Source organism: Streptomyces sp. CC0208 (assembly GCF_003443735.1).
In the GTDB taxonomy this organism is placed as follows: Bacteria; Actinomycetota; Actinomycetes; order Streptomycetales; family Streptomycetaceae; genus Streptomyces; species Streptomyces sviceus.
On sequence record NZ_CP031969.1, the window covers coordinates 6,347,920 to 6,360,031 of the forward strand.

Annotated in this window: 12 protein-coding genes; 5 read left to right on the forward strand and 7 right to left on the reverse strand. The window is 71.7% G+C overall.

Translation table 11 applies throughout. The features are described 5' to 3' along the window. The first annotated feature begins 7 nt into the window (after positions 1 to 7). The 3 genes from D1369_RS29175 (at position 8) to D1369_RS29185 (ending at position 2,711) form a co-directional block, all read left to right on the forward strand. Complete coding sequence (locus D1369_RS29175) at positions 8 to 1,000, forward strand: small ribosomal subunit Rsm22 family protein (protein WP_007381604.1); 993 nt, start codon at positions 8 to 10, stop codon at positions 998 to 1,000. A gap of 221 nt (positions 1,001 to 1,221) precedes the next feature. Then, positions 1,222 to 1,851 carry a TetR/AcrR family transcriptional regulator gene (locus D1369_RS29180; RefSeq protein ID WP_007381603.1) on the forward strand — a complete coding sequence of 210 codons (630 nt, stop codon included), beginning with the start codon at positions 1,222 to 1,224 and terminating at the stop codon, positions 1,849 to 1,851. Between the two features lie 122 nt (positions 1,852 to 1,973). Next, positions 1,974 to 2,711, forward strand: coding sequence for a bifunctional DNA primase/polymerase (locus tag D1369_RS29185; protein WP_007381602.1), 738 nt, complete (start codon positions 1,974 to 1,976; stop codon positions 2,709 to 2,711). A 50-nt stretch (positions 2,712 to 2,761) separates the two neighbouring features. Here the strand turns inward: D1369_RS29185 and D1369_RS29190 are convergent, their stop codons facing one another. The 4 genes from D1369_RS29190 to efeO are packed head-to-tail and all read right to left on the reverse strand — an operon-like array spanning position 2,762 to position 7,014. Beyond that, positions 2,762 to 3,763 carry a hypothetical protein gene (locus tag D1369_RS29190; protein WP_106433486.1) on the reverse strand — a complete coding sequence of 334 codons (1,002 nt, stop codon included), beginning with the start codon at positions 3,761 to 3,763 and terminating at the stop codon, positions 2,762 to 2,764. Beyond that, positions 3,723 to 4,595 (reverse strand): iron uptake transporter permease EfeU, encoded by an 873-nt coding sequence (efeU, locus tag D1369_RS29195; RefSeq protein WP_007381600.1) that lies wholly within the window; start codon positions 4,593 to 4,595, stop codon positions 3,723 to 3,725. The genes D1369_RS29190 and efeU overlap by 41 nt, the downstream gene beginning before the upstream one ends. Positions 4,596 to 4,598: 3 nt before the next feature. Beyond that, positions 4,599 to 5,858 (reverse strand): iron uptake transporter deferrochelatase/peroxidase subunit, encoded by a 1,260-nt coding sequence (gene efeB / locus D1369_RS29200; protein ID WP_007381599.1) that lies wholly within the window; start codon positions 5,856 to 5,858, stop codon positions 4,599 to 4,601. 10 nt (positions 5,859 to 5,868) lie between these two features. Further along, positions 5,869 to 7,014, reverse strand: a complete 1,146-nt coding sequence (efeO, locus tag D1369_RS29205; protein ID WP_007381598.1) for an iron uptake system protein EfeO — start codon at positions 7,012 to 7,014, stop codon at positions 5,869 to 5,871. Between the two features lie 1,008 nt (positions 7,015 to 8,022). On the opposite strand from efeO, the gene D1369_RS29210 reads away from it, so the two are divergent. After that, positions 8,023 to 8,667: a PhzF family phenazine biosynthesis protein gene (locus D1369_RS29210; protein WP_007381596.1), complete on the forward strand. Its 645-nt coding sequence runs from the start codon at positions 8,023 to 8,025 to the stop codon at positions 8,665 to 8,667. 228 nt (positions 8,668 to 8,895) lie between these two features. On the opposite strand, the gene map is transcribed toward D1369_RS29210, so the two are convergent. After that, entirely contained in the window at positions 8,896 to 9,753 is an 858-nt protein-coding gene (gene map / locus D1369_RS29215) for a type I methionyl aminopeptidase (protein ID WP_007381595.1), read from the reverse strand. 58 nt (positions 9,754 to 9,811) lie between these two features. Between map and D1369_RS29220 the strand changes: the two genes are divergently transcribed. Beyond that, positions 9,812 to 10,039, forward strand: coding sequence for a hypothetical protein (locus D1369_RS29220; protein WP_007381594.1), 228 nt, complete (start codon positions 9,812 to 9,814; stop codon positions 10,037 to 10,039). Here D1369_RS29220 and D1369_RS29225 read toward each other — a convergent pair whose 3' ends face one another. Continuing rightward, positions 10,040 to 11,311: an MFS transporter gene (locus D1369_RS29225; protein ID WP_037899774.1), complete on the reverse strand. Its 1,272-nt coding sequence runs from the start codon at positions 11,309 to 11,311 to the stop codon at positions 10,040 to 10,042. A gap of 94 nt (positions 11,312 to 11,405) precedes the next feature. Further along, positions 11,406 to 12,008, reverse strand: a complete 603-nt coding sequence (locus D1369_RS29230) for a hypothetical protein (protein ID WP_007381592.1) — start codon at positions 12,006 to 12,008, stop codon at positions 11,406 to 11,408. Between the last annotated feature and the right edge of the window lie 104 nt (positions 12,009 to 12,112).

Genomic DNA, 12,112 nt, shown 5'->3' on the forward strand with positions numbered 1-12,112 from the left:
TCACCGGGTGACCGCCCCCGTGCCCCCGGCCGAGACCCTCCGTACCGCTCTCGCTGCCCTTCTCGACGGCCTTCCTCCGAAGCGGGCCGCCCAGGCGGTGGACCGTCTGATCGCCACCTACCGCGGTGCCACCCCCACCGACACCCCGATCCTGCGAGACCGTGCGGACGTGGCCGCCTACGCCGCCTACCGCATGCCCGCCACCTTCGAGGCGGTCCACGCGGCCCTGGAGGCACTCGCCCAGGCCCTCCCCGACTGGACCCCCGCCGGCCACACCGACGTCGGCGGCGGCACCGGCGCCGCGACCTGGGCGGTCACCGCCACCTGGCCGGGCGACCGGGAGGTCACCGTCCTCGACTGGTCCGACCCCGCGCTCGCTCTCGGCCGCGAGATCGCCGCCGCGAACCCGGCCCTGAAGGACGCCCGCTGGCAGCGCGCCAGGATCGGCCAGGACCTGGCCCTGCCGGCAACCGACCTGGTCACCGTCTCGTACGTCCTCAACGAACTCACCCCGGCCGACCGCACCGCCCTCGTGGACACCGCGGCCGCGTCGGCGCAGACGGTCGTGATCGTCGAGGCCGGGACCCCCGCCGGGTACGCCCGTGTCATCGAGGCCCGCGACCGCCTGATCGCCGCCGGGTTCCGGGTCGCCGCGCCCTGCCCGCACAGCGCCGCCTGCCCGATCGTCCCCGGCGAGGACTGGTGCCACTTCTCGGCGCGGGTCAGCCGCTCCTCCCTCCACCGTCAGGTCAAGGGCGGCTCGCTGCCGTACGAGGACGAGAAGTTCAGCTATGTCGCGGCCACCCGGCTCCCCGCCACCCCGGTACCCGCCCGGGTGATCCGCCGCCCCCAGATCCGCAAGGGCCAGGTCCTCCTCGACCTCTGCGAGCCCGACGAACAGCTGGCCCGGCGCACGGTCACCAAGCGCCACGGAGACCTCTACAAGGCGGCGAGGGACGCGGCGTGGGGCGACGGCTGGCCCCCGCCGGACAGGCCGTAGAACCGTCGGGGCCGCGGTCACGTCGACGCTTCCCCCACCCCGTCCGCCTCCCCCTTCCCCTTCCCCTTCCCCTGAAGTTTCCGCGACAGCTCGCGCTCGCGCGCCTGCGGGTCCCGCCGACTTCGAGCATGCCGCCCGTTCCACCGCGCCATGACCTCCCCCTTTCACTCGCCCGACCCGTGACGAGACGCACCGTCTTGTCAACCTGGTAGGTTCGCCCCATGGCCACCCAGAACCCCAAGCAGCCCGCCCCCGACACCACCCGCCGCAGCGAGAGGTCCCGCCGCGCCATCTACGACGCCGCCCTCGACCTCGTCGTGGAGGCCGGCTACCCGAAGACCACGATCGAGGGGATCGCCGCCCGCGCGGGGGTCGGCAAGCAGACGATCTACCGCTGGTGGTCGTCGAAGGCGGAGGTGCTGATGGAGGCGTTCCTCGACCTCAGCGAGCAGGCGGCACGGGAGGCCGGCCCCGAGGAGGCGTACGCCATCCCGGACACCGGCGACCTCGCCGCCGACCTCAAGGCCGTACTGCGGCTCACCGTGGACCAGCTCAAGGACCCCCGCTTCGAAGCCCCGTCCCGGGCCCTGGCGGCAGAAGGCGTCGTCAACGAGAAGGTCGGCCGTGCCTTCGTGGCCAAGCTCCTCGAACCCTCGCTCCAGCTGTACGTCGACCGGGTGCGTGCCGCCCAAGCGGCCGGCCAGGTGCGCCCCGAGATCGACCCGCGGATCGCCCTCGAACTCTGGGTCTCCCCCCTCGCCCAGCGCTGGCTCCAGTACACCGGCCCGATCAGCTACGACTACACCGACACCCTCGTCGACTACGCCCTCCACGGCATCGCACCCCGCTGAGCCGCACACGGTCAACGGGCATTGGTTCCCAACGCCTCATATCCGCTCAGGGCCCCCCGGAGCAGAGGAAGGTGGGACCATGGGGCATGCTGTTTGACACGACAGCGAGGCGAGGGTGGTAGATGAGCGCGGAGTCGGGGGGCCGGACCGGCCTGCAGGGCAAACTCTCCCAGTGGCTGCGCGGACGCCGGCCGAAGGAGGCCGCCGCCGGGGACGACGGCGGTCGTGAGGCCCTGCTGCTGGCCGCTGCCTCAGCGGGACTCCCGCTCGCGCCCGCCGCGCATCCCGCCCCCGGGTACCGCTGTTCCTGCGACCGCGTCGGCTGTCCCACACCCGCCCGGCACCCCGTGTCCTTCGCCTGGCAGACCCAGTCGACCACCGACCGCGCCCAGATCGAGCGCTGGGCCCGGCACCAGCCGCAGGCCAACTTCATCACCGCGACCGGCATGGTCCACGACGTCCTCGACGTCCCCCTGGAGGCCGGCCGGGAGGCCCTGGAGCGGCTCCTGGACTCCGGCATCGAGGTCGGCCCGGTCGCCGAGAGCGACGACGGGCGGCTGCTCTTCTTCACCCTCACCCGCGGCACCCCCGCGGACGAGGACGAGTGGTGGCCGTGCGAACTGGACTGCCACCCCGAGACGGCGGACGAACACCCCGGCCTGCGCTGGCACTGCCGCGGCTCCTACGTCCTCGTACCGCCCGCCCGGCTGCCCGGCGACCAGACCGTGCACTGGGTCCGCGGCCTCGAACACCCGCTGCCCGACCCGCTCAGCCTTCTGGAAGTCCTCACCGACGTCTGCTCCCGCCACGTCGGCGAGGAGCCGGACCAGACGAACGCGGCCTGGCCCCTGCGCCGGTAACGGCCGGTGGCAGCCCGGTGGTACCACGGGCCGCGGCCCGCGGTCGGTTTCTACGAGCCCTTCGCGGACGTCAGTCCCTGGATCCGCCCGAGTACGTCGACCCGCTGGTCGCCCGCGCCCTTCGGCGGGTCGAGCGCCACCTCGTTGGAGACGAACTCCATCATCAGCGACTGCTTGATCTCGCCGGCCGTCAGCGCGAGCACGGCGTCACCGGGGTCGGGCACCGACGTACCGGAGGCGGCCGTCTCCTTCACGTAGTGGTGCGTGGCGAAGAACACCAGCGCCCCGCCGTCCGTCGTGCGCAACGCCAGCGGCGCGTAGGCGTCGTTCGCCAGCGGCTCGTCGATGTACTGGGTGGCCAGCCCCGGCCGGATGGCGTCCTTCGCCCGGTCCGCCCGCCACACGCTGGTGTGCGTCCCGTCCGCGAAGACGTCCCCGCCGTTCTTCAGGTAGTTCGTGTAGTGCTCGCTCAGGTTCCCGGGCTCGGTGGCCAGACCGGTCGAGTCCGCCGGCACCGCCTCGGCCCAGCCGTCCGCGTCCTTCTTGAACTCCGGCACCTTGCCCTCGGCCACCAGCGTCAGATACGCCGCCTGGAACGGCTCGTCCATGCCGTCGCGGGTGAACACGAACAGCCAGCGTGCCGTGCCGCCCTTGTTGCCGGCCGCGTCGGCGACGAACCAGCGCGGCCAGCCCGCCTTCTTCGGGATCGTGTACGTCACGTCCGACAGCTTCAGCGGGGTGTGCGAGGCGTTGCCGCCAGGGCTGTTGGACTTGCCGGCCTTCAGCCGTGCCGCGTCGATGGCGCCGAGCGCGCCGGTGACATGGGAGGCGTCCAGCGAGCTGTCGTACGCCTTGTCGGCCGCGTTGTACGCGTTCGTGAACTGCTGGAGCGCCTTGGCGGCCTCCGCCCGGGTGGTCGCGGGAAGCACCTCCCGCTCGCCGTGCACCACCACGCATCCGCTCGCCGTCAACGACAAAGCGGTCACAGAGGCTGCTATCAGTGCGCTCCGGTCAAGCCTGCGGAGCCTTCGAGGGCCGCGATCCCTGCTCATCAGGTGCCTTCACCTTCCCCTTCCCGGAGGCGAACCCTACCGGGGCGAGGAACAGCGCGAGCGTCGGGATCAAGTACAGCAGCCACACCGTGACCTGAAGGACGGTCGGGTCCGGCTGGAAGTTGAACACGCCCTTGAGGAGCGTGCCGTACCAGCTGTCCGGCGGGATGGTGTCACTGATGTCGAAGGCCCTGTCGCGCAGGCCGGGCAGCCAGTTCGCCTCCTGGAGGTCGTGGAAGCCGTACGCCAGCACACCGGCGGCCACGACGACCAGCATGCCCCCGGTCCAGGTGAAGAACCTGGCCAGGTTGATGCGCAGGGCGCCGCGGTAGAACAGCCAGCCCAGGAAGACCGCCGTGGCGATACCGAGGGCCGCGCCGACCAGCGGGCGCGGAGTGCCGTCGCCGGCCGCGTGCACCGAGGCCCACACGAACAGGGCGGTCTCCAGGCCCTCCCGGCCCACCGCGAGGAACGCGGTGGCGACCAGGGCGGCGGTGCCCATCTGCAGGGCGGCGTCCAGCTTGCCGTGCAGTTCGGACTTCAGGTGCCGGGCGGTGCGCCGCATCCAGAAGACCATCCACGTCACCAGGCCGACCGCGATGACCGACAGGGAGCCGCCGAGCGCCTCCTGGGCCTCGAACGTCAGCTCCTGCGAGCCGAATTCGAGCGCGCATCCGAAGCCGAGGGCGAGCGCGACCGCGACGCCGATGCCGATCCAGATGGGCCGCAGGGCGTCCCGGCGGCCCGTCTTGACCAGGTAGGCGATGAGGATGCAGACGACCAGGCTGGCTTCGAGCCCTTCGCGCAGACCGATCAGGTAGTTGGAGAACACGGGTCAGGCCTCCTCGGAGAACAGCGTGCTGCCCCACCAGTCGTCCTTGTCACGGACGCCGGGCGGGACGGCGAAGACCGCCGAACCCACGTGCTGGATGTACTCGTTGAGCGCGTCGGTGGCCAGATGCCGCTGGATGCGGATGAAGCCCTCCCGGACGTCCTTCATGTACGCCAGGAAGAACAGACCCGCGTCCAGGCGGCCGAGACCGTCGGTGCCGTCGGTGAAGGAGTAGCCGCGGCGCAGGATCGTCGCCCCGCCGTTGGAGTCGGGGTGCGCGAGCCGGACGTGCGCGTCGGGCTTCATGGCCGGCAGGAACGGCTTGTCGCGTTCCTTGGCCTTGCCGACCGGGGCGCCCTCGCCCTTGTCGCGGCCGAAGACGTCCTCCTGCTCCTGCAGCGAGGTGCGGTCCCACGTCTCGATGTGCATGCGGATGCGGCGGGCGACGAGGTAGGAGCCGCCGTGCATCCACGGGGCGTCCTTGGCGTCCTTGGCGGAGTCCGCCCACACGAACTTCTCCAGGCGGTCCGTCTCCGTGCCCGCGATGTTGCGGGTGCCGTCCTTGAAGCCCATCAGGTTGCGCGGGGTCTGCGCGTCGGGCGTGGTCGAGGACGTCTTGCCGAAGCCGAGCTGCGACCACCGGATGACGACCTTGCCGAAGCCGATCCGGGCGAGGTTGCGGATCGCGTGCACGGCGACCTGCGGGTCGTCCGCGCAGGCCTGGACGCACAGGTCGCCGCCGCTGCGGTTCTTGTCGAGGTTGTCCCCGGCGAACTGGGGGAGGTCGACGAGTGCCTCGGGGCGCTGATCGGCGAGGTCGAACTTCCCGAACAGGGAAGGACCGAAGCCGATCGTCAGGGTCAGCCGTGACGGCTTGAGCCCGAGCGCCTCCCCGGTGTCGTCCGGCGGTGCCTCGGCGAGACCGCCGTACGCCCCTTCCCCGACCGCCTTCCCCCCGGTCATCCGGCGGGCCGCGGCCGTCCAGTCCTTGAGCATCTGCACGAACTCGGCGCGGTCCTCGGTCGTCACGTCGAACGCGGCGAAGTGCAGCCGGTCCTGCACGGGCGTGGCGATACCGGCCTGGTGGGCGCCGTGGAACTCCACGGCTGCACCGGCCTCGGCGGCGGTCGGGGTGAGGTCGTCCCCGGTGCGGGTCATCGCGACCGCGCCACCGGCCGCGGCGGCGCCGAGCGCGAGCCCGGCCCCGCCCCAGCCGATGAGCGCGCGGCGTGAGGGCGTCGAGGATTCTGCTGCGTCGGTCATGGCCCCGGCCTCAGGCGGACTTGGTGACGACGGCGGCGGCGAGCTTGGACAGCGGCTCCGCGAGCGCGTTCACACCGTCCGACAGCTGCTTGCGATCGGCGTCGCCGACCTTGTCGTACGAGGTGAAGTCGTACGACGACTTGTCCGCGCGGTACTTGTCCAGCAGCGTGTCGATCGCCGCGAACTGCTTGTCGAGCTCGGTGACCAGGGCCGCGTTGTTCTCCTTGGCGACCGGCTTCAGCAGCTCGTACGACTTCTCGGCGCCCTCGACATTGGCCTTGAAGTCGACGAGGTCGGTGTGCGAATAGCGCTCCTCCTCGCCGGTGACCTTGCCGGTGGCGACCTCGTCGAGGAGTTCCTTTGCGCCGTTGGCCATGGAGGTCGGGGTGATGTCCGCCTTGCCGACGCGCTTCTGCCAGTCGGTGAGGTCGGTGATCAGCTGGTCGGCGAGGGTCTTGTCCTCGGCGGTGATCTTCTTGTCCTGCCAGAGGGACTTCTCGAGCCGGTGCCAGCCGGTCCACTTCTGCCCGCCCTCCAGCCCGTCGGCCCGCACGTCGACCTTCGGGTCGATGTCACCGAACGACTCCGCCACCGGCTCGGTGCGCTCCCAGCCGATCCGGGAGGGGGCGTAGGCCTTCTTGGCCGCCTCCAGGTCACCGGCCTTGACCGCGGCGGCGAAGGTCTTCGCCAGCGGCAGGGTCGCGTCGGCCTGCTCCTGCGCGTACTTGCGGTACGCGGCGACGGCCGAGTCGAGGCGCGGGTCGCGCTTGGCCACGCTTCCGCCGGTCGCCTTGACCTCCTGGCGGATGCCGTCGCCCTTCATGCCGGGCTTGCAGGCGATCGTGTAGGCGCCGGCCTTCACCTCGGCGGTGACCTTCTGCTTGGTGCCCGGGCCGATGTTCTCCCGCTCGGTGACGATCCGGTCGTCCGGGAACAGGACGTAGACCTCGGTGACCTTGGAGCCCTTGTTCTCGATCGCGAGTTCCACGTGGCCGGCCGGGAACTCCTTCTTGGAGACCTCGCACTTGCTGTCCGTGGCGGTCACGTCGATCACGCGGTCGCTGTCGCCGGAGCTTCCCTTCTCCGTGCACCCCGCGACGGCGGTCAGTGCCGCCACGGCGGTGGCGGTGACGACGGACAGTCTGGCGGCGCGCATGCGGGCTCCTGGTGCTGACGTGAACATCACGTGACGGGTGTCACATGTTTGGTGAGGCTGACCTAACTTATCTGAGGCTTACCTGAGTGATACCGCGAGGTGGCTCAAAACAGACACCAAGGGAAGGTCAAGGGACGGTCAAAGCTTTTGCTCAGGGGGCGTGGCCGGGGCGCCGTACGGTGGCACGAAAGCACCTCGCCCCGCTGGTCATGAGCCTGCGAGACCGGTCACCGACGACGATCTCCCCCGCCGGGCCCTCGCCGTCGACACAACCGGCGCACAGAATCGCCCCCCGGCGCGCGAAAGCGCCGACGAGCCCAGCACCGTGCCGCACCCAAACCACCGCGTCACCGGTGTGCGCCCTTTCGGGAGGTCCGCAGCAGGGGATGTGCCGTGCCCCGCCCGGCTCGCCGGCCGTGTCCCGTCCCGAGGGCAGCGTCTCCGGGTGGGTGCCCTTTCCTGGCGGTCCGCGGGAGGGGGTGTGCCCCGGCTCGATCGGCTTGCCGACCGTGTCGCGCCTGGACCGCCGCGTCTCGGGTGTGCGCCCTTTCCGGGAGGTCTGCAGGGGCTTGCGCTGCGTCGCCCGGTTCGCCGGCCGTGTCGTGTCCCGAAGGGCGGCGTCTCCGGGTGGGTGCCCTTCCCGGGAGGTCTGCAGGAGGGGAGTGCCCCGGCTCGATCCGCTTGCCGACCGTGTCGCGCCTGGCCCACGGCGTCTCCGGTGGGTGCCCTTTCCTGGCGGTCCGCGGGAGGGGGTGTGCCCCGGCTCGATCGGCTCGCCGAAGGTGTCGCGCCTGGACCGCCGCGTCTCCGGTGTGCGCCCTTTCCTGGTGGCTCGCGGCAGGGGGTGTGCCCTGCCCCGCCCGGCTGTGTCGCGTCCCGACGGCAGCGTCTCTGGGTCGGTGCCCTTTCCTGGCGTCCGGCAGCAGGGGGGTGTGCCCCGCCCGCCCCCCGCCCAGCCCCGGCACTGCCAGTACTACGGCGCTCCTCCCCGGATGCTTGAATTCCCCCGTGACTGACTACGACGTGCTGCGCGTCTTCTGTGCGCCGAACGGCGGCTACGGCAATGAGCTGGGGGTCGTGCGCGAGGGGTCCGTGATGCCGGACCGGGACGAGCGACAGGCGTTCGCCGCGAAACTCGGGTTCAGCGAGACCGTGTTCGTCGACGATCCCGAGCGGGGCGTCATCGACATCTACACGCCCTCCGCACGGCTGGCCTTCGCCGGATACCCGTGTGTCGGGGCCGCCTGGCTGCTCGACGTGCCCGAACTCGTCACGCCCGCCGGGGTCGTCGGCACCCGGCTCGACGGGGAGTTCAGCTGGATCGAGGCGCGGGCCGAGTGGGCGGCGCCCCGGACCTTCCGGCAGTACGGCACCGCCGCCGAGGTGGACGATCTGGCCGTCCCGGCGCCGGGGGCGTGGATCTACGCCTGGGCCTGGGAGGACGAGGCCGCCGGACGGATCAGGGCCCGCGGCTTTCCCGGCCGGGGTGACGGTGTCGAGGAGGACGAGGCCACCGGTGCCGCCGCTCTCCAGCTCACCGCCGAACTGGGGCGAGCCCTGAACATCGTCCAGGGCGCCGGTTCCCAGATCCTCACGGCCCCGCAGCCCGGGGGATGGGTCGAGGTGGGAGGGCGGGTCTTCCTGGAGCGCTGAGCCTCACGCGGACAGCGGGAACGCACTCCGCCACGACCCGCGTGCAGTGACGCGCGACGTAACCGGCCGGCCAGGACAGCGCACAGGCCCGCACCCGGTCCGACCGGTCCCGCTCCGGCGCCCACAGCCGGAACAACTCGGGCCGGATGAAGGCCGTGCCGCCGAGCAGGTCGCTCATGAACGTCGAGGTCTCCGACCCGTCCCCCCAGGGGACGGGTCCAGGACGGGCTACGGCAGCGTCAGGACCTCCGCCCCCGTCTCCGTCACCACCAGCGTGTGCTCGAACTGCGCCGTCCGCCTGCGGTCCTTCGTGACGACCGTCCAGCCGTCGTCCCACATGTCGTACTCGTGCGTCCCGAGCGTCAGCATCGGCTCGATGGTGAACGTCATGCCGGGCTGGATGACCGTCGTCGCGTGCGGGCTGTCGTAGTGCGGGATGATCAGCCCGCTGTGGAAGGAGGAGTTGATGCCGTGACCCGTGAAGTCCCGGACGACTCCGTAGCCGAAGCGCTTGGCGTACGACTCGATCACACGGCCGATGATGTTGATCTGGCGGCCCGGCTTGACGGCCTTGATCGCACGGTTCAGGGACTCCCGGGTCCGCTCGACCAGCAGACGGCTCTCCTCGTCGACGTCACCCACCAGGTACGTCGCGTTGTTGTCGCCGTGCACCCCGCCGATGTACGCCGTCACGTCGAGGTTGATGATGTCGCCGTCCCGGAGCACGGTGGAGTCCGGAATGCCGTGGCAGATCACCTCGTTGAGGCTCGTGCACAGCGACTTCGGGAAACCCCGGTAACCGAGCGTCGACGGGTAGGCGCCGTGGTCGCACATGTACTCGTGCGCCACCTTGTCGAGTTCGTCGGTGGTCACCCCGGGAGCGATCAGCTTCGCGGCCTCCGCCATCGCCCGCGCCGCGATACGGCCGGCGATCCGCATCGCCTCGATCGTCTCCGGGGTCTGCACCTCCGGACCCGTGTACGGCGTCGGCGCGGGCTTGCCGACGTACTCGGGGCGCCGGATGTTTCCGGGCACGGAACGGATGGGGGACAGCTCCCCGGGCACGAGCAGCGACTGGCCAGACATGCGGACGAGTCTATCCAGCGGCTATGGGGGAACATGACGTTGGCGAGAGGAGCAGGTCATGCCGTTGTTCAAGAAGCGTGCGGTCGGCAAGCCCGGCGAGTGGTACTACTGCCTGGAGCACAAGAAGGTCGAGGAAGGGCCCGAGTGCCCGGCCAAGGACCGCTTCGGGCCCTACGCGAGCCGTAAGGAGGCCGAGCAGGCGATGGAGACGGCCCGCGAGCGCAACCTCGAGTGGGAGAACGACCCCAAGTGGCACGACGCCCCCGCGAGCAGCGAGGACAGCTGATCACGCCTCCATGGGGGTCGGCGCGGCTGCCTCGCGTTGCTTGCGCAGCCGCGTCGCGTGCTCGTCGGTGCGCACGTCGTACGACATCAGGCTCGGCAGGCACAGGGCCAGCAGGCCCACGGCGCCCGCACACAGCAGGCCGCCGGACCACACCGACGTCCGCACGCCCCACCACGCGGCGAAACCGCCGGCCCTGACCTGGCCGACGGTCGGGCCCACCGAGTACGACAGCAGCTCGATTCCGGCGAGCCGCCCGCGCAGCTCGTCCGGGATGGTCTGGTTCCACATGGCCCCGCGGAAGATCCCGCTGACCATGTCGCAGCCGCCGGCCACGGTCAGGAACAGCAGCACCAGCCATACGTCGTCCATGACCCCGGCGGCCGCGATCGCCACGCCCCACAGGGCCGCCGACAGCACCACCATCCGGCCGTGCCGGTGGACCCGGGACGTCCAGCCGCTCATCAGGCTCACCAGCAGCGCGCCGAACGGGACGCTCGCGTACATCAGGCCCAGCGACCACTCGGCGTCCAGTTCGTCCGCCAGGAACGGCAGCAGGGCCAGCGGCATCGCCAGGAACATCGCGGCGAGGTCGACGGCGTACGTGCCGAGCAGTTCCTTACGGCTCCAGGCGTACCGGGCGCCCTCCGCGATGGCCTTCAGCGACGGCTTGGCCGCCTCGTGGGAGGCCGGCGAGGACGCGATCCGCGCGACGAGGACGACGGAGACGGCGAAGGTCAGCAGGTCCGCGCCGTACGCCCAGCCCAGGCCCGCGTAGGCCACCACCACGCCCGCCAGCGCCGGGCCCGCGACCCCGCCCACCGTCCAGCGGAAGGAGTTCAGCGAGGCCGCCGCCGGGAGGTGGTCGTGGGCCACGATCCGGGGCCACAGGGAGTCGAGCGCGGGCCGCTGCACCGAGACCAGGGCGGAGGACAGGGCGGCGACGACGTACAGCGGCCAGACGGCGGGGTGCGGGAACAGCGCGTTGAGCAGCAGGGCCGCGCTCAGCAGGCCCTGCCCCACCTCGGTCCACACGATCAGCTTCCGCTTGTCCCAGGCGTCCGCGAGCGCGCCGCCGTACAGGCCGAAGACGAGGAGCGGGACCAGCTCCACGGCCCCGATCGCGCCGACCGCGGCCGCTGAGCCCGTCAGGTCCTTGAGCTGGACCGGCAGGGCCACGAAGGTCAGGAAACTGCCGAAGTTCGAGATCAGCCCCGAGTACCACAGCCGCCGGAAGTCCCGGGAGGCCCGCCAGGGGGCGAGGTCGGGGAGCATCGCGCGAAGGCCGGAAGGGGGTTCGGGGGAGTCGTCGCTCACGAGCCGTCATGGTCGGGGGAGGCCTCCCGGTCCGGCAACTGCTTTTCCGCGGCTACCAGCGGGCCGGAGGGGGTGCCGTCAGCTGGTCGGCCAGCCTCGACAGCCGGTCCCGGAACCGCCGCCGGCCCCGGGGCGTGGGGACGGCGTTCTCGCCGGCCGCCGCGCTCACCAGGTGCTGCACGGTGTCCAGATCGAGGTCCGTGCCCTCCGGCACGGCCAGTGACTCGTGGGCCATCGCGGCCAGTCCGCCCTCACCGGGGCCGAGGGAGAGGACCGTCGCGCCGGCCCGCCGGGCGTCATGGACCTGCTCCAGAAGTGGGGCGCCCGGCCGGTCCGGGGACACCACCAGCAGGGTCTCGCCGCGCCGGGCCGCCGCGAGCCGGCCCGGCCCGACCGACAGATGCGCGGGGTCGGAGGGACGCGCGTCGTGGCGTACGAGGGTGGGGGCCAGCTCCGGGGTGCCCGACCAGGCGGCCTCGTCGACCAGGTGGGCCGCCAGATGCCACGGTTCGTACTCCGGCGTGCCGACCAGGAGCAGTCCGCCGCCGTGCGAGACCACCGACCCGCGCAGCACGCCCGCGAAGCGTCGCGTGGCTCCCAACCACTCGGTCCCGGCGAGCACTTCGCGCAGCAGCGCGACCCGTACGGCGTCCATGGGGCCGCATCCTGCCGCAAGCCGACCTCCCTGACCGGCCGTTCGCCCCGGATTCGCCCGAACCGGTCAGGGACACGGCCCTGCGAGCGGATCGCCCACGGAGG